Raw genomic sequence first — 16664 nt, 5'->3', positions numbered from 1 at the left:
GACCGCCGCCGTGACGCGCCCGCCTCCGCCCGCTCACGGCGTGCGCAGGGCCAGCAGGGCCACGTCGTCGTCGTTGTGGGTGGGGCGCACGCGGCGCAGGAGGTGGCCGGTGAAGGCGGGCAGGGAGCGGTGGATCAGGGCCGCGGCGTGTTTGCGGTGCGACTGCATGCCGGTGTCCAGGGTGCGGCCCGGTGCCTCGATGAGGCCGTCGGTGTAGAGGATCAGGGTCGAGCCGGGCGGGAGGGCCACCGTGGCGTCGGGGCGGCCCTTGCCCACGCCCGTGCCCAGCAGGATGCCGTGGCCGTCGGTCAGGTACGTGGTCACTCCGTCGCGGCTGACCAGCAGGGGCGGCGGATGGCCGGCATTCGTCCAGGACAGCCGCCAGGCGCCGTCGTCCGCCTGCTGGCGACGACCGTAGATCAGGATGGCCATCGAGACGTCGGAGACGTCGGTGATGTGCTGGATCGCCGCGTCCGGGCGCTCCACGATGCGGCTCGGCGGCTCCTGCTGCCACCAGGCGGGAGGCCCCGAGCATGTTGCCCACCTGCGCCATGCCGGTCGCCCTCCAACGATGCCCGTCTGCGCGGAAGGGCGCTCGCGCGGTGCCTCACCCACTTTCAGTGCGCGGCACCGTCTGCTGCCTCTCGGGTGATGTCGGCGTAGAGGCGGAAGAGGACCGGGCGGGCGTCGCCGTGTTCTCGGTGGTGCAGGGCGGACCAGCACCGGGCGATGAGGGCCCGGGTCTGGGTGCCGGGCCATGGCTGGGGCAGGAGTTGAGGCGGCAGGAGTGGGTCGGGTTCCATGGCGCGAGTGAGTTCGGCGGCTAGTTCGACCGCGATGGTGAGGAGTGCGGAGGGGGAGAGCCGGTCAGGGCCGGTGAGTCGGGCGAGGCGGGGGTGGGCGAGGCGGCTGAGGCGGTGGTAGCGCTCGGCGATCTCCTGCAGGGGCCACAGATGGCGGGCGAGTTCGGCAGGCTCCTGGGTGGCCCCCCTTCGCAGGTCCGTCGTGGTGAGGAGGGTGAGCGCGTCATGGGCGCCTAGACGGCGGGCCGCTTCTTCGACGTACGGTTCCCAAGAGTTGGCGCAGACGTACAGTCCGCCCTGCAACGGGGCACCGCCGAGGTGGACGAGGGTCTCGCGTAGGGAGTCCCGGGCCGTGCGCGCCGATTCGGGCACCGCGAAGGCGGCCAGGTGCCAGACCCCGTCCCAGGGCGCGAGCCCGGCGTCCTGCTGGAACGCGTGCCGCAGGAAGTCCGCGTTGGGGGTGAGGGCACGCATGGTGTCCGCGGTGGCGTGCAGCTCAGCCTTGCGACCTCGGCCCTCGTGGGTGAACCGGCCTTCGGCCACGAGGCGTTTGACGCACAGCCGCACCTGCTGGTCACTCATGCCCAGGGTGTTGGCGACGGTGTAGAGCTCGTCCGCGCGGACGGTGCCGTCCTCGCGGATCAGCGCGTGGACGAGCATGCGGGTGGGGATCTCGATGTGTTCGGTCATGGTGTGCTCAGTCCTCTCGGCCCGTTCGCCCCGACGGGGCGGTGCATGGTGGTCACCGCGCCGAAGCCCATGAGCCCGCGAAGCCAGGGCGTGTGCTCGATCCGTACGGCCGTGAAGCCGCGCCGCTCGTACAGGGCCCTGGCGCGCGGGTTGGTGTCGATCACGTCCAGTCGGATCTCCCGGCAGTCCTGCTCAGCCGCGACTGCGGCCACTTCTTCGATGAGCAGGCTCCCGACGCCGCGGCCACGTATGCCGGGGTCCACGGCGATGCCGTCCATGACGAGCTGCCCGGGGGCCGGGTGGCGTACGAACAGGGCGAGGAGCAAGAGTCGGTGCAGTCCCCGCAGGTGCCCGTACGCGCGCAGCACGGCGGCAGCCGAGCCCTCGGTGAGGGCCCGCCCGCCGAGCTGGTAGCCGGCGAGGCCGACGAGCTGCCCGTCGAGGAACGCGCACACCGCGCGGTCGGAGTTCAGGTGGGCGGTGAGGAAGGACACCGCCTTGTCCGGCGGGTTCAGGGCGGGGCCGAGTTTGCGGCCGAAGGCGTCCCAATACAGCTCGGCCGCCCGCCGCTCGGCTCCTTCCGGTATCCCGCGCCGGACTGTCACCGGCCCGGTGCCGGTATCCGTCGCGTCGGATCCCATGCGATGTCCCCCTCTTGTGGCTGTAACCTCCCCTCAAAACTATCACTCGATGAACGGTCGTTTCAACAGTGATAGTTTGCTGTCGAGTCAATCGAACAGAGGCGGTCAGATCTCATGTGCGCAAAGATCCAGCCCCGACGGCGCAGGCTCCGCATCGCCGTGTGGTCCCTCATCCCGGTCCTGGTCGTGGCCGCTGGTCTCGTCGGCGTGGTGCTGTGGCAGAACACCTACGACATGGAGGAGGAACGGGTGTCGATACGCCACGGCGGCCACACCCTCAACGGAGTACTCGCCACTCCCAGGGACGGCCGCCAGCAGCACGGCCTGGTCGTGTACGTTCACGGCGACGGTCCCGTCAGCGCCACCCACGACGACGGTTACAAGCCCATGTGGGAAGCGAACGCCAAGGCCGGGTACGCCTCCCTGTCCTGGGACAAGCCCGGAGTCGCGGGCGCACCCGGCGACTGGCTCGACCAGTCCATGGACGACCGAGCCGACGAGGCCGCCGCCGCCATCGCCTGGGCGCGCGCCCGCCCGGACATCGATGGCGACCGGATCGGGCTCTGGGGCGCCAGTCAGGCGGGCTGGGTCGTACCGAAGATCGCCGCCAAGACGCCCGTGAGCTTCGTCATCGTCGTCTCGCCTGCGATCAACTGGCTCCGGCAGGGCCGCTACAACCTTCTCGCCGAGCTGCGCGCAGACGGCGCGTCGGCGGCCCGCACCGAAGCGGAGATCGCCAGGAGCGAGACGACCCGCCGGCTGCTGGAACACGACGCGACCTTCGAGGAGTACGTCAGGGCGATGGGCGGCGACGCGGACGGCATGACCGCCGACCGCTGGGGCTTCATCTCCAAGAACTACACCGCGGACGCCACGCAGGATCTCCGCGCTCTGCGCGGAGTACCCGTATTGCTCACCCTCGCAGGCCACGACATCAACGTGGACACCGCCGACACGGAGCGCGGCTACCGCAGCGCGCTGGACGGAGGCGGTGCATTGACGGTCAAGCGATACCCGGACGCGGCCCACTCACTGCTCAAACAGTCCATCGAGCGGTCCGACCTCAAGACCACGCTCACCGCGCTCTTCTTCCCCCGTTCGCTCTTCGCGGACGGATACCTGGACGACCAACGGCGGTTTCTTGAGAGTCTCGGCCAAGGCGGCAACGCCACTCCATGACGCTCCCGTAAGGCCGGCCACTGCGCGCGGTGCACGTTCGCCTGTACCGCCCGGTGCACTTCGAAGCGAACGCCGACACCAATTGCTCCGCCACCACCGCACCAGTGGCAGCACCCACCGCGAGGGAGAAGCCCAGTGACCCGCCCCGCCAACGGAACATGACCGAGCAAGCCGCCGACGCCGCCATCGACACCGCCTGCCGTCTCGTAGCCTTGCAGAGGTCAACAGGAACCGGTCACCGTACGGATCAGACATCTGCGCACCGCCGCGGGGCGCCGACGACACCCCCGGCCCCTCACGTTCGTCCACCGTTGCTGATACTACGGGTCCCCACCCATGACACCTTCGCCGCGCGTCAGACCGCTGCGGAGCCCCTCCCCGCTGCCCCGGCGGCATCCGGAATCCCACCGAGGGGGCAGCGCTGACATTCAGGGGCGAGTCACAGCGGCCGGCGCCGGCTGGGATCAGGAGCGGGTCCACTGCTGGTTGCTACCGCCGTTGCAGGTCCACAGCTCCAGCAGGGTGCCGTTGGCGGTTCCGTTGCCGGTGGCGTCCAGACACAGGCCGGACTGGTTGCCGGTGATGGTGCCGTCGGCGTTGAGCGTCCACTTCTGGTTGCCGCCGCCGTTGCAGGTGTAGATGTCCACCTTGGTGCCGGGGCTGGTGCCCTGCCCTGCCGCGTCCAGGCAGTCGCCGCCGTAGACCCGCAGCTCACCGGCCGCGGTGCTGGTCCACTGCTGGTTGCTGCCGCCGTTGCAGTCCCACAGCTCCACCTGGGTTCCGTTGGTCTGGGACTGGTTGGGCACGTCCACGCAGCGGCCGGAGCCGACGCCGGTGATCGGGCCGCTCGTCCCGCCGCCCGGTCCGCCCGGGCCGGGGGTGATGGACAGGTTGTCGAACTGCGCCGTCTCGCCCTGGCTGGTCGCGTAGCCGACCTGTCCGGCCGCGTAGCCTGAGTCGTTGGCCGAACCCACCGTGGCACCGTCGATCGAGGCGGTGATGGCGCTGCCGGAGAAGGCGAGCGACAGGGTGTGCCAGGTGCCGGTACCGATCGCCGCGGTCGTTCCGTGTGCCAGCGTGGTCACGCCGCCGCCGGTGTCGGAGCGGAGGAGCGACCAGGCTCCGGTGTCGCTCACCCGCAGGTGGTAGGCGTTGAGGCCCGCCGCCCCGCTGTAGCTCTGGGTGTTCGCGCGGCCGAGCAGTTCGGCGTATCCCGACTTCTCGAGCAGTACGTCGGAGGAGACGGTGTAGTTGCTCCAGCCCAGGCTGCCGAGCATGCTGTGGGGATCGGTGAGCGGGTCCCAGGTGATGGGTGCCTGTGCGCTCATCTGCCGTACGCACTTGCCGCTGCGGCCGCCGCCGCACGCCGCGACCTCGAAGGCACCCTGCCAGTCCATGAGGTACTTCGCCTCGGCGCCGGTGGTGTAACCGTCGAAGCCGTCGCTGTAGGGCAGGCTCATCGCGCTCTGGGCCGGGCCGGCGGCGGTGCCCTTGCCCTGGCCGGCGGTGGTGGTGATCGTGTAGACACGGCCGGGCTGCACGGTCAGGCTGAAGCCGCCGTTGGACGGGGTGATGTCCGCGGAGTGCACGAAGTAGTCGGCCGGATTGCTGGAGTTGACGTTGGTCGACCACACGTGGACGGTGCCGGTGGACAGTCCACCCGTGACGTTGAAGTTCAGCGTCTGGGCGCTGCTCGCGTCCATGGTCTCGATGACCGTGGAGTAGTCGGACTTGTTCGTGGACTTCAGCGAGACGTAGCTGCCGTTGCCGCGGCTGCCGCCGATGTAGCCGCTGGAGGAGTCGAGGTACTGCCAGCCCGGGGCGGTGAACTGGCTGGTCTGGGCCGTCACCCAGGTGTTCTTGCCGATCGCGTAGTAGCCGGACCACGGCTGCGGGGTGAGCGCGAGACCCATGGTGGGGTACGGGAGGTTCGGCGTGATCGCGGCGACCACCGGCCAGTTGAGGTACGCGGTCATCCTGCCGTCGATGTAACCGCGGTTGATACCGCGGGCCATCGCGTTGGCTCCGGCGTTGTAGTCGTCGGAGCCGTTCTCGCTGGCCCACAGCTGCTTGCCGGACGACGTGGCGGACGACGGCACGCCGCAGTCGGACTGCGCGGACCGGTACCCGCAGGGGTAGTGGGTGCCGATGATGTCGACCGAGGAGGCGAAGGCCGGGTTGGAGTTCACGTCGTTGGCGACGGTCCAGTCGGAGTCGGCCGCGACGATCTTGACGCTGCCGTGGCCGGTGGAGTTGAGCGCGCTGCGCAGTTGCTCGTACCAGGAGATGTTGTAGCCGCGCTCGTTCCATCCGCCCAGGTAGTCGATGGTCAGCCCGTGCTGCTTGGCGCAGCCCAGCCAGGAGACCAGGTAGTTGATCATGTCGGTGGACCAGAAGTTGCCGTTGCCGATCCAGCCGGGCGCGCCCCAGGCGAGGCCGTACAGCTTGATGTTCGGGTTGCGGGCCTTGGCCTGCTCCATCAGCCACCACTCGTACCCGCGGTTGCAGTTGAGATCCGTTCTCGTGTGCTCGTGACTGGGCTCGGCCCCCGAGGTGGAGTTGGTGTCACCGCCGATCTCGGCCTTGAGGATCTGCAGGGAGGCGCCGTAGCCGGGCCGGAAGAGGTAGTCCAGGATCTGGCCCCGCTGGGGCTCGGGATAGTCGATCAGGAGCCTGCTGTTGCCACCGCCGCCGCTGATCGCGCCCACGCCGTCGAACGTACGGCCTCCGGAGGAACCGTTGATCGTGATCGAGGTGGCTGCCTGGGCCGGCTCGGCGACGCCGACGACCATGCCGCCCGCGGCCAGGACGAGGCCGATGAGCACGGCCGTCGACGTTCGTAACCGCCGGAGCAACCGGCTGAGTGCTGACACGTTGGTTTCCTTTCGGGGGGTGGCTGGGGTGTCTTACCGGCGGGAGCCGCCGCCCTCGCGGGGTTTCCGTGGATGTGGTCCGGCGTCAGCGGTAACCGGCAGCGGTGATGTCGGACTGCACAGCGTTGTCCGTCGCGTCGGACGGGTATCCCGAGACGACGGCCCCTTCGTAGAAGGTGCCGGCGCTCAGGTTGGCGCCGCCGCCGGGCTTGCAGCAGTCGCCACCGCTTCCCAGCACGATGGCTCCTTGCTTCTTCATCGGGCTGTAGCCGCTGGGCAGTCCTCCGTCCCACACGGTGGTGAGGCCGCCGGACTGTGCGTTGCCGCCCTTGAGGGCGAATCTCGACGTGCCGTTGTTCTTCAGCATCGCGGTGACGAACTTGCTGGTGAAGGCGCGCTGGCCGGTGTTCCAGGACTGACTGCCACCGGAGTACAGGCCCCACTCGAGGTCCGCCTGGACCCACGGTCCGCCGCCCGAGCAGCCGCCGAACCAGCACTCGGTGCCGAAGTTGATCGCGTCCATGGCACCGGCGGCGTCGGCGCTGCGGGTCGTCTCACTGTTGCCGTAGTCGAAGCAGCAGCCGTTGTTCACATGGGTGCCGCTCGTGACCATGTACGCGCCCTCGGGTGCGCTGCCGGTCGGCACACCGGTCAGATGGCCGTCCCGCCAGTAGCTGTTGCCCGGGTTGATGTACAGCGAGTAGGCCTTGGTGCCGCCGGCGGTCAGCGACTCCGAGGTCGCCTTCGCCGGACTGCTCTGACTCGATCCGGGAACCTGTGCCGAGCCCTGGTACCACAGGTCGTTGCCGTGCCCCGACTGGTCGTAGACCACGGTGATCACGCACGACGTGCTCGAACAGAACGAGTCCTGTGCCGCCGCGTTGGCGTAGCCGCCGGCCGTGAGCACTCCGATGTCCCTGGTCGCGTTGTCCGACGAGCGCCTGACCTGGTACAGGTTGCCGTTGTAGGAGCCGTAGAGCGCGCGGACCGTACTGTGCGCGGCCACACAGGGCGTACCGCCCGCGGCGTAGATGTCGCAGGAATGCGAGCCACCCGGGGGCGGGGGTGTCGTCGGCGACGACATGCTCCACTTCTGGTTGCTCTGGCCGTTGCAGGTCCACAGGACGACTGCGGTCCCGTTCGCGGTGGCGGCCCGGTTGACGTCCAGGCACAGCCCCGACTGCACCGCCGTGACGGACCCGTCGGAGTTGTGCCGCCACTGCTGGTTGGACTGGCCGTTGCAGGTCCAGATGATCACCTGGGTCCCGGGCGTGGTCTGGGCGTTGTAGGCGTCAACGCAGCGGGTGCCGCCCATGGTCCTCAGCTCGCCGGACGAGGTGAACTCGAACGCCTGGTTCGCCTGGCCGTTGCAGTCCCAGATCTCAAGGGCGGTGCCCGCCGTGTCGACGTTGCCCTTGACGTCGAGACACCGTCCCGATGCCGAACTCACCAGCGGCAGGGCTGCCGCTGACGCCGGCACCGGCCATGTCAGCGCGGTCGCCAGCGCCGTGGCCAGCAGCGCCATCACACATGCGACGGCGGCCATCGGGAAGCGGCGTCGTCTCGCCGCAGCACTCCGGGGGGAAACGGATGACGGATGCAGATGCATTGACCTGTTCCTCGCAGACATGGGGGCCGAAGGGGACGGAGAGGCCCGGGCCGGTGATCAGCCGCGGGTCCACTTCTGGTTGCCGGCGCCGGTGCACTGCCACAGCTGGACCAGGGTGCCGTTGGCTGTGCCGTAGCCGCTGGCGTCCAGGCACAGGCCGGACCTGACGCTGGTGATGCTGCCGTCGGAGTTGAGGTTCCACTGCTGGTTGCTGCCGCCGTTGCAGTCCCAGATGATCGCCCGGGTACCGTTCGCTGTGCCGCCGGCCTCGTCGTCCAGGCACTTGTCGCCGTAGACGCGAAGTTCCTTGGCGCTGGTCGGCGTCCACTGCTGGTTGGCGCCCCCGTTGCAGTCCCACAGCTTGGTCTGGGTGCCGTTGGTCCGGCTGAGGTCGGGTACGTCCAGGCAGCGGTTGGCGTTGCTGTTGCGCAGCGCGGTGGCCTGGCCCCCTCCGGTGGAACCGCCGCCGTAGGCGGCCGCGGTGATGGCGGCCTGCACCGCGTTCTCGGTGGCGTCCGACGGGAAGCCCGCGGTGATGGCGCCCTCGAAGAACTCCCCCTGCCCGGACACGCTGTTGTCACCACCCGTGCCCAGCAGCAGGGAACTGTCCGTCTTCATGGGCGAATACCCGCTCGGTAGCCCCCCGGAGTAGGTGGTGGTCAGTCCGCCTCTGGTGGCGTCTCCGTATTTCAGTGTGAAGTTGCTCGTTCCGTTGTTCTTCTCCCAGGCACTGACGAACGGGTAGTGGACGCCCTGGTTGTCGGGGTCCTTGTTGGAGCCGCTCCCGGTGTGGAACATGCCGTTCTCCAGGTCGGCCTCGACCCAGGGCCCGGTGCCGACGCAGTTGCCGAACCAGCAGGCGGTGCCCCAGTAGATGGCGTTCATGGTGGCGTTGCCGGTGTCGGTGTGGGTGTTCTCGCCGCTGCCGTAGTCGAAGCAGCACCACTGGTCGGTGTAGTTGGAGGAGGTCACCATGTAGATGCCCTCGGGCTGAGCGCCGGTGGGGGCGCCGCCGGCGTGGTCGATCCGGTACCCAACGCCGGGCGTCACCTTGACACCGAAGACCTGGTGGCCGCCGGCGGTGACGGGCAGCGCCGCGGCGTCGGCGCCCACGTCGGCCCCGTTGGCTCCGGGGCCCTTCCAGTAGCCGCCCCAGGAGATGGGCAGGTCGTTGTGGCGGCTGCTCTGGTCGTAGATCTTGGTGATCACGCAGGAGGTGCCGGCGCAGAAGGAGGTCTGGGCCGACGCGTCGGCGTACCCGCCGGCGGACAGCAGACCCACGTCGCGGTACGCGCGGTCGGAGGCGCGCTGGACCTGGTACAGCGGTCCGTTGTAGGCGGCGAACAGCGCCCGGGTCGTGGAGTGCGCGGCGATGCAGGGGGTACCGCCGGCCGCGTAGATGTCACAGGGCAGCGATGCCGCCGCGGCCGCCGCGCTGTCCACCGTCCGCGCGGGCGGGCCGCTCGCGTCGGCCCGGCCGCCGGAGAAGACCGCTGCCATCGTCAGGACCAGCAGGAACACGGTGAGGGGTCTGGCGCGGCGTAAGCCGGTGAGGAGAAAACTCCTGCTGTCGTGCATGAAAGCCTCCTTCGGAGGAGCGAGGGGTGAACGACGGCGTCCACGCGGGCTCGGGGCCCGGCCGGGCTCCGGGGCTCGGAGCCCGGCCGGCGATCGCTACGAAGGTTCCGCCATGCTCAACTCAGGGTCCACCGCTGGTTGGACTGGCCGTTGCAGGTCCACAGCTCGACCAGGGCACCGTTGGCGGTGGAGGCGCCGGTGACGTCCAGGCAGAGTCCGGACTGGACTCCGGTGACGGTGCCGTCGGCGTTGATCCTCCACTGCTGGTTGGCCTGGCCGTTGCACTGCCAGATCTCCACCTTGGTGCCGGGTGTGGTCTGGTTGTCGAACGCGTCCAGGCACATCTGCGAACCGCCCGAGTAGACCGTCAGCTGCTGGGAGGAGGTGTGCGTCCAGCGCTGGTTCGTTCCGCCGCCGCAGGTCCAGATCTGGAGCTGTGTGCCGGCGGTGGTGGTCGAGTTCGGTACGTCGAGGCACTTGCCGGCGGCCACCGCGTGCATAGCGCCCGTGGCCTCCCCTCCCCCGGTGCTGCTGCCACCGGCGACCCGGTACATGACGGTTCCGTGCGCCGGTACCGATGCGCTGATCGCGCCCGAGGTGGTCGACGTCGCTCCGGACCACAGGTCGGTCAGCGTGTAGCTGGAGGCGCCGGTCTTGCCGACCGCGGCCGCGGTGGTGCTGATGGTCGCGGTCGATCCGGTCTCGTTGAACAGCGCGACCGACACGTCGCCGTTGGCGAGCGGCTTGGCCAGGACGTCCAGGCCGTTCGACGAGGACACCATGGTCCCCTGCTTGCCCAGCGGGTCCTGGTCCACGGCGATCACGCGGGAGTTGGTGTAGATGGACAACGTGGTGGAACTGGCGGAGGTCAGGTTCGTGCCGGCGATGAGCGGAGCCGCCATCTGAGCCCACAGGCTGAACTCCGTGCGGGCCTCGGTGTCCGTCAGGCCACTGTTGCCGACCTCCAGCATGTCCGGGTCGTTCCAGTGGCCGGGGCCGGCGTAGGAGGCCAGGCCCACGTTGGCGTGGAAGATCGAGAGCATGCTGGAGAAGCTGGCGGTGATGTCCCCGGTGGTGCGCCAGCTGTTGCCGACGCCCGCGCCCCAGGTCCACACGTTGTCCTGGCCCCAGTTGCACAGGCTGTACAGGATGGGCCGGCCCGTCGCGGCGAGGGCGTCGCGCATGGCGGTGTAGCGGGTCTGCGCGGACACCCCGTTGTTGTTGCAGTTGTCGTACTTCAGGTAGTCGACGCCCCAGGAGGCGAAGGACTGGGCGTCGGTGCTCTCGTGACCGAGACTGCCGGGGTATCCGGCGCAGGTGGCGGTGCCGGCGTCCTCGTAGATGCCCAGCTTGAGGCCGAGCGAGTGGACGTAGTCGGCGGTGCCCTTGATGCCGTCCGGGAACTTCACCGGATCAGGGACCAGCCGGCCCGAGGAGTCCCGGGAGTGCGTCATCCAGCAGTCGTCGATGTTGACGTACGTGTAGCCCGCCGCCTGCATGCCGTTGGTGTGCATGGCCTGTGCGGTGGACTTGATGAGCGCCTCGGAGACGTTGCAGCCGTAGGCGTTCCAGTCGTTGAATCCCATCTGCGGCGTCACCGCCAGGCCGTTGCCCAGCGCGGCCGCGGGCTGGGCCGTACCGACGGCGACCAGTGGAAGCGCGAACGCGAGAAGGGCGCCGGCCGCCGTGAGCGCTAACGTCCTCGATCGGCGAGCCAGGTGGCGCAGTCTTCTGCGTGCGGGGGGAATGTGTGCGGGCATTGTCCGTGGACCTCCGGAAACGGTTTCTCCTTGCGCGGAGCCGGCGAGGGCGTGCATGGGGGGTTGGTGCACCCGGACGGCGGCGCATGCGAGGGAGCCGGGCTCGTACCCGTCGGGGAGACGTGGCGCCGCCGGCCGGCTCCCGGACCACTGTGAGCTGTCCGTCGTTGCCGGCGCCAGGCGACCTCCCCGCGAGGTGGGAGCGCTCCCAAGCTCACACCTCTACGGTCGGCACGCACGATCCTGGTGGGTTCGCGACGCGCTTGTCGTTCTCTGGCGGAACGTGTTCGGAATTCCGAACGAAATGTGTGTGCTGTTGTTGAAAAGAGGCTGGCACACAACGGGAGAGGGCTCAAGAGCTTGGACGGCATTGCCCTGAGGGCGGGTCGGTCCGCGCCCGGTGCCGGAGCGGGCGTTCCGGTGGGCCCCGCCCCCGACCGCGAGGCGGGGCACAGGTCAGGCGCCCTTTCCGGCCAGTGCCAGAATCGCCACGCACTCCACGTGATGCGCCTTTGGACGTCATCTCAATTGGCTGGGTAGGTGGCTGCCCGTGATGGGGATCGTTGAGTGCTTGGTGCCGGGTGAGTTGTGGAAGTTGTTCCATCGGGTAGTCCCGGAGGCGCCCAGGCGGCGCCAGGGCGGTGGTCGGCGGCGACACCTGACGCGAAGAGGTGGGCCACCCCGCAGCACACGGGGTGACCCACCTCTCGCCGGCGGCTCACTCAGCCGACGCCATCTGCCACCGACCGGGCTGTCAGCGGCGGTGTCCCTCAGAGAGCAGTCGGCGCACACCACCCGCTCTGCGGCGTCCGGCCATCGCATGACTCCCCCTGGCCGTCCCCGGCGCGTTGCGCGCCGGGGACGGCCAGGGGGCGTGCGCTACCTGACGAACCTGCCGTCGCCCACCACGATGTGCGGTCGGCTGTTGATCGCGTCCGATGCCCAGTGCAGGATCCTGACGTCGACCGTGATCAGGTCGGCCCCTTTCAGGGGCTCCGACACCCCGTACACCTTTCCGGACTCCAGTTTGCGGTCGACCAAAGACGTGCCGTCGCGGCGCTTGATGCTGATGTATCCGACATAGTCGGGCAGCGTTTCCTTGTCCAGCCCGATCGTCGCCTTGAACGTGGTAAGGCCGGACGGCACGTTGAACGAGAGGGGTTCCAATTCCTGGGCGAAGACCCCCGGGGAGAAGACGATGCTGTGCGACAGAGGAGTGCTTCCCAGTTCCACGGCGTCTTCGCGTTCGGAATTGTGATATCCGCCGATGGGTCCCGATTCCGTCAGATAGCTCACCTGGGTCTGCGTGCCACCTGACGCGCCCGCGGTTCCCTCTGAGGTGCCGGGCCCGGACGGGGTCGCGGACGCCACGCCGTCCGCACCGTTCGACGGGGAGTCGCCGGAGCGCGAGTCATCCGCCGGCGACGGGGACCCGCTCCCGGCTCCCTGCGCCTCGGGGACCTTCGCCCCCTCCGGACAGGCGGCTTCGTCGACGCACACCTTGCCGTCGCGGCCGGTGCGCTGGGTGATGTTGTTGGTGTCACCGCAAGCGGTGGTGACGGGCGCCAGCAGGCACAGGAGAACCACCGCGCAGGCCGTTCCGCTCCGCATTTGCATGTCCTCTTCTCCGCTCCCCGTCACCTGCGCACGACCGGGGCCCCGACCGCCCCATGAGTCGCGGCGAGTGGCCCGTCGAAGGAGATCCGCAGTAGTCCGACTTTCGAAATGTCGAATCCCTTGAGGGTGTAGCTCTTCCCGTATTCCAGCGTCTTCGAGAACAGGACCGACCCCGTCCCCTGATCGACCACCTTCACGGCCAGCGTCTGCGTCTTGTCGCTTCCCGGAGAATCCGCGGCGATCCCGAACGTGGCATCGAGCTTTGTGTATGTACCGGACAGGTTGATCTGGAAGAAGCCGCTCTCGGTGTTGTCGCAGGCGATTTCGCACTGGATGACGAAACCGGTGTCGAAGGATGCACCGCCCACCACCAGGTTCTCGGCGCCCCAGTCGGTGCAGATCCCCATCCAGCAGCCGTCCGCGGAGTCCCGTAGGCCGGCGGGGAGGTCACCGCCCGACAGCGCGACGGTCACGGGGACGGCCACGCCCTCGGCGGAGCCGGTACTGCCCCCCGTGTCTCCACCTCCCTCCGGCAAGTCGCCGTCCTGTGCCGAATCCCCGTCCGGCGCGTCGGCTCCGCCGTCACCCGCGGACGGACTCCCTGCGCCGGCCGGAGTGGACGCGTCGCCGGGCGGGGCGACCGTGCCGCCCGAAGAACCCCCCGAGGAGTCGTCGAAGGAGCAGGAGGCGTCATCGACGCAGGCGTTGGCGTCACCGCCCGACTCCTGGTCGATCGTCGTGTCCTTGCACGACGTGACGGCCAGGGCGCACAGCGCCGCGAGAGCGAGTCCCCGGACCGCTCGTCGCCATGACTGCATGATGTCGGCACCCGCCTAGCACCGTGCGTCGATGCAGACGGTGCCGTCCCTGCCCGTCTTCTGATTCACGTGAGGGGTGTCCGACTTCAGCAACCCGGTGATGAGAGCAGCGGCGATCACTCCCACCAGCCCGATGAGAGCGACGATGATCGCGACTTTGTGATCTTTGGTCCAATCCGCCATGCGAAAAGCCCCCCTGCGTCAAGCGGAGGTTGATGGTGACACAGGAGTCGCGTTGATCACCGGAAAAACTCGGAAGGCGATCGGTCCTGTGGCCCGGTCGTTACAGGCCCCACTTTGGAGACGATGACGTAGCCCTCGGCGGCATGGCGTAGGAGATCGAACGGTTGGAACGGGCGGCCCCGGCCGGGCAGGAAGGTGCCGCTCCAGGGCCGGATCAGGTGAGCGCGCCGATGCCGATGCCGATGGCGATGAACAGCCAGCCCGTCGTCAGCTCCCAGCGGTGGCGGATCTTCGGACGGGCGAGGAAGGCGCCCAGGCGTGCGGCGACGGTGACGAGGGCGAACCAGTAGACGATGCCGATGACGACGTCGAGGATGCCGAGGAAGAAGATCTGCCGGGTCATCGAGCCGCCGCCGTGGACGAACTGGGGCAGGATGCTGAGGAAGAACAGGGCCGCCTTGGGGTTGAGCACGTTGGTGAGGAAGCCCTGGGTGAAGCCGGCACGCCACCGGTGCGGTTCGGGCTCCCGGGGTTCGCCCTGGGGTGAGGGGCGCGGGGCCTGCTCGGGGTCGGTGGCCGCATCCCGGCCGTGACGTCGCTCGCGCGCGGACCGCCGTGCCGTCAGGACCGCCCGCACGCCCAGATAGACCAGGTAGACGGCTCCCAGGAGCTTGATGGCGTCGTACACCAGGGGGGAGCGCGCGGCGATCACCGACAGGCCGGCCGCGGCGAGGAGCATGTGCACGCACAGCCCGGACTGCGCGCCGAGCGCCGCGGCGCGTCCCTTCGCCGGGTGCTCGGCCGCCGACCTCACCACGACGAGGAAGTCCGGCCCGGGGACGACGTACGCCACTAGGACGACGCCGAGGAAGCCGACGAGGTCGACCGACATGCGCTCTCCGTTCATCGGGCCCGTCGGCCGGTACGCCGCCGGGGCAGTTGGCCCGGGAGCCGAAGCGCCCGAATGCCGTCAGGCTGCCAGGGTTCGCACGCCGGTCACCGAGGCGACGGCCTCGTCGAGCGTGTCGAGGCCGTGGTCGAGCTGCTCGTCGGTCACGGTCAGCGGAGGCAGGAGCTTGGCCACCTCGTCGTGGGGTCCGGCCGTCTCCAGCAGCAGACCGCGGCGGTAGGCGGCGTCACACACCTCGCGGGCCGCGCCCGGACGGTCGAAGGGCAGGGCCCAGGCCAGGCCCCGGCCGCGGGGGGCGGGCAGTCCGTACCGGTGCGCGGTGCGGGCGAGGGAGTTGCCCACCCGCTCGCCGAGGGCGGCGGTCCGCGCCTCCAGCGCGCCGTCGGACCAGTACAGTTCCAGCGTCCGGGCCGCGGTGACGAACGCCGGGTTGTAGCCGCGGAAGGTGCCGTTGTGCTCGCCGGGCTTCCACACGTCGTATTCGGGGCGCATCAGCGTCAGGGCCATGGGCATCCCGTACCCGCTGATGGACTTGGACAGGCAGACGACATCGGGGACGATTCCGGCCCACTCGAAGGAGAAGAACGGCCCCGTGCGCCCGCAGCCCATCTGGATGTCGTCCACGATGAGCAGTGTGCCGTGGTCCCGGGCCCAGGACGCCAGCGCGCGCAGCCAGACGGGGCGGGCCGGATTTACTCCGCCCTCGCCCTGGACGGTCTCCACGACGACGGCCGCCATCGGTGTGTGCGCGGCCGCGTCGTCCAACGACCGGACGAGCCCGGCCACCGCGTCCTTCTCGTCCCGCGCGACGTCGTCGAAGGGCAGCGGCACGGTGTGGGGCAGCGGCACGCCTGCCCCGGCGCGTTTCGCCGGATTGGCGGTCACCGCCAGCGCCCCGAGGGTCATGCCGTGGAAGCCGTGGTCGAAGTAGCCGACGGTGTGCCGTCCGGTGACCTTCCGGGCGAGTTTGAGTGCGGCCTCCACCGCGTTGGTGCCGGCCGGTCCGGGGAACTGGACGCGGTAGTCCAGGCCACGCGGCGCGAGGACCAGGTCCCGCAAACGCTCCAGGAAGGTGCGCTTGGCGGCGGTGTTCATGTCGAGTCCGTGGGTGATGCCGTCGCCGGACAGATACTCCACCAGCGCCGCCTTCAGCTCGGGCGGGTTGTGCCCGTAGTTGAGGGCGCCTGCACCGGCGAAGAAGTCGGTGTACGGCCGTCCGGACTCGTCGCGCAGCAGGGCGCCTTGCCCGGTGGTGAAGACGGTGGGCCAGGCCCGGCTGTAGCTGCGGACCTCTGATTCGATGGTGGCGAAGACGTTCATGTTCATCCTGTCAGCCTGGGTGCGGATGCGTGCGGGTGCGGGTGCGGATGCGTGCGGGGTGGGTGCGTGCGGGGCGGGTGCGTGCGGGGCGGGTGCGTGCGGGGCGGTGGATCGTGGCCGGTCACGGTGTGCGCGGGTGGGGGCGTGGCTCGGCTCCGGCGAGTTGGGGCAGGCGGGTTCAGCGGGCGACGGCGTGGGGGTGGCGCTGGTAGAGCACCGCCGGCTGGGCGCCGGGGTCGTGCGCGGTCCACAGGGCACGACCGATGAGCAGGGTGTGGTCGAGCGCCGTCGGGGCCTGGTCGAGTCGGCACACCACGGTGGCGGCCGTGCCCTCCAGCACCGGGCAGCCCTCCTCGTTGCGGTGGGCCACCCCCTGGAAGCGCTCCGCCGCCGGCAGCCGGGCGAAACGGTCGATGAGGTGGCGCTGCTGCCAGCTGAGGATGTTGACGGCGAAGACGCCGTGATCGAGGGCCTGCCCCACGGTGCGGCCGCCGCTGGCGAGCGACACGAGCAACGAGGGCGGCTCGGTGGACAGCGAGAGCACCGCGCTGGCGGTGCAGCCGACGGGTCCGTCGGGGCTGTCGGTCGTGATGACGGCGACGCCGGTGGCGAGTTGCGCCATGACGGTGCAGAACTCCTCACGGCCGAGCAGCGGGGTGCGGGTGGCGGTGGTCACGGTCACG

General features: G+C 69.6%; 13 protein-coding genes and 1 pseudogene. 1 reads left to right on the top strand and 13 read right to left on the bottom strand.

Annotated elements, in window-relative coordinates:
• Positions 1-33 precede the first annotated feature (33 nt).
• From ACZ6CZ_RS08190 to ACZ6CZ_RS08180, 3 genes and pseudogenes are all read right to left on the bottom strand, one after another.
• Positions 34-562, bottom strand: a pseudogene (locus tag ACZ6CZ_RS08190) (PP2C family protein-serine/threonine phosphatase); the annotation flags it as partial.
• A 55-nt stretch (positions 563-617) separates the two neighbouring features.
• Positions 618-1493, bottom strand: a complete 876-nt coding sequence (locus ACZ6CZ_RS08185) for a PaaX family transcriptional regulator C-terminal domain-containing protein (protein WP_469016433.1) — start codon at positions 1491-1493, stop codon at positions 618-620.
• Positions 1490-2134, bottom strand: a complete 645-nt coding sequence (locus ACZ6CZ_RS08180) for a GNAT family N-acetyltransferase (protein ID WP_469016430.1) — start codon at positions 2132-2134, stop codon at positions 1490-1492. The genes ACZ6CZ_RS08185 and ACZ6CZ_RS08180 overlap by 4 nt, the downstream gene beginning before the upstream one ends.
• A 114-nt stretch (positions 2135-2248) precedes the next feature.
• On the opposite strand from ACZ6CZ_RS08180, the gene ACZ6CZ_RS08175 reads away from it, so the two are divergent.
• Positions 2249-3313: an alpha/beta hydrolase family protein gene (locus ACZ6CZ_RS08175; protein ID WP_469016428.1), complete on the top strand. Its 1065-nt coding sequence runs from the start codon at positions 2249-2251 to the stop codon at positions 3311-3313.
• Between the two features lie 464 nt (positions 3314-3777).
• On the opposite strand, the gene ACZ6CZ_RS08170 is transcribed toward ACZ6CZ_RS08175, so the two are convergent.
• From ACZ6CZ_RS08170 to ACZ6CZ_RS08125, 10 genes are all read right to left on the bottom strand, one after another.
• A complete protein-coding gene (locus ACZ6CZ_RS08170) occupies positions 3778-6186 on the bottom strand; it encodes a ricin-type beta-trefoil lectin domain protein (RefSeq protein WP_469016425.1) in 2409 nt (802 codons plus the stop codon).
• Positions 6187-6271: 85 nt separating this feature from the next.
• Entirely contained in the window at positions 6272-7711 is a 1440-nt protein-coding gene (locus ACZ6CZ_RS08165) for a lectin (protein ID WP_469016603.1), read from the bottom strand.
• A 141-nt stretch (positions 7712-7852) separates the two neighbouring features.
• Complete coding sequence (locus tag ACZ6CZ_RS08160) at positions 7853-9373, bottom strand: arabinofuranosidase catalytic domain-containing protein (RefSeq protein ID WP_469016423.1); 1521 nt, start codon at positions 9371-9373, stop codon at positions 7853-7855.
• Positions 9374-9489: 116 nt separating this feature from the next.
• Positions 9490-11133, bottom strand: a complete 1644-nt coding sequence (locus ACZ6CZ_RS08155) for a glycoside hydrolase family 27 protein (RefSeq protein ID WP_469016420.1) — start codon at positions 11131-11133, stop codon at positions 9490-9492.
• Positions 11134-12012: 879 nt separating this feature from the next.
• Positions 12013-12744: a hypothetical protein gene (locus ACZ6CZ_RS08150; RefSeq protein ID WP_469016417.1), complete on the bottom strand. Its 732-nt coding sequence runs from the start codon at positions 12742-12744 to the stop codon at positions 12013-12015.
• Positions 12745-12770: 26 nt separating this feature from the next.
• The gene (locus ACZ6CZ_RS08145; RefSeq protein ID WP_469016415.1) at positions 12771-13223 is read right to left on the bottom strand and encodes a hypothetical protein; all 453 of its coding nucleotides are present in this window, start codon (positions 13221-13223) and stop codon (positions 12771-12773) included.
• Between the two features lie 360 nt (positions 13224-13583).
• Positions 13584-13751, bottom strand: a complete 168-nt coding sequence (locus ACZ6CZ_RS08140) for a hypothetical protein (RefSeq protein WP_469016412.1) — start codon at positions 13749-13751, stop codon at positions 13584-13586.
• A gap of 214 nt (positions 13752-13965) precedes the next feature.
• Positions 13966-14643, bottom strand: coding sequence for a LysE family translocator (locus ACZ6CZ_RS08135; RefSeq protein ID WP_469016410.1), 678 nt, complete (start codon positions 14641-14643; stop codon positions 13966-13968).
• A gap of 78 nt (positions 14644-14721) precedes the next feature.
• The gene (locus ACZ6CZ_RS08130) at positions 14722-15981 is read right to left on the bottom strand and encodes a diaminobutyrate--2-oxoglutarate transaminase (RefSeq protein ID WP_469016601.1); all 1260 of its coding nucleotides are present in this window, start codon (positions 15979-15981) and stop codon (positions 14722-14724) included.
• A 178-nt stretch (positions 15982-16159) separates the two neighbouring features.
• Positions 16160-16663 (bottom strand): flavin reductase family protein, encoded by a 504-nt coding sequence (locus ACZ6CZ_RS08125; protein ID WP_469016407.1) that lies wholly within the window; start codon positions 16661-16663, stop codon positions 16160-16162.
• Between the last annotated feature and the right edge of the window lies 1 nt (position 16664).

The sequence above is a fragment of the Streptomyces sp. NPDC041135 genome (assembly GCF_055592085.1).
The sequence above is the reverse complement of the archived record's forward strand: the minus strand, read 5'-3'. Positions and strand labels throughout refer to the sequence as shown.

Excerpts from the sequence above, each read along its gene's own strand:
- ACZ6CZ_RS08150 (WP_469016417.1), bottom strand. The coding sequence starts at position 12,744 with ATGCGGAGCGGAACGGCCTGCGCGGTGGTTCTCCTGTGCCTGCTGGCG.
- ACZ6CZ_RS08185 (WP_469016433.1), bottom strand. The coding sequence starts at position 1,493 with ATGACCGAACACATCGAGATCCCCACCCGCATGCTCGTCCACGCGCTG.
- ACZ6CZ_RS08175 (WP_469016428.1), top strand. The coding sequence starts at position 2,249 with ATGTGCGCAAAGATCCAGCCCCGACGGCGCAGGCTCCGCATCGCCGTG.
- ACZ6CZ_RS08155 (WP_469016420.1), bottom strand. The coding sequence starts at position 11,133 with ATGCCCGCACACATTCCCCCCGCACGCAGAAGACTGCGCCACCTGGCT.
- ACZ6CZ_RS08180 (WP_469016430.1), bottom strand. The coding sequence starts at position 2,134 with ATGGGATCCGACGCGACGGATACCGGCACCGGGCCGGTGACAGTCCGG.
- ACZ6CZ_RS08165 (WP_469016603.1), bottom strand. The coding sequence starts at position 7,711 with ATGGCGCTGCTGGCCACGGCGCTGGCGACCGCGCTGACATGGCCGGTG.
- ACZ6CZ_RS08135 (WP_469016410.1), bottom strand. The coding sequence starts at position 14,643 with ATGTCGGTCGACCTCGTCGGCTTCCTCGGCGTCGTCCTAGTGGCGTAC.
- ACZ6CZ_RS08140 (WP_469016412.1), bottom strand. The coding sequence starts at position 13,751 with ATGGCGGATTGGACCAAAGATCACAAAGTCGCGATCATCGTCGCTCTC.
- ACZ6CZ_RS08160 (WP_469016423.1), bottom strand. The coding sequence starts at position 9,373 with ATGCACGACAGCAGGAGTTTTCTCCTCACCGGCTTACGCCGCGCCAGA.
- ACZ6CZ_RS08130 (WP_469016601.1), bottom strand. The coding sequence starts at position 15,981 with ATGAACGTCTTCGCCACCATCGAATCAGAGGTCCGCAGCTACAGCCGG.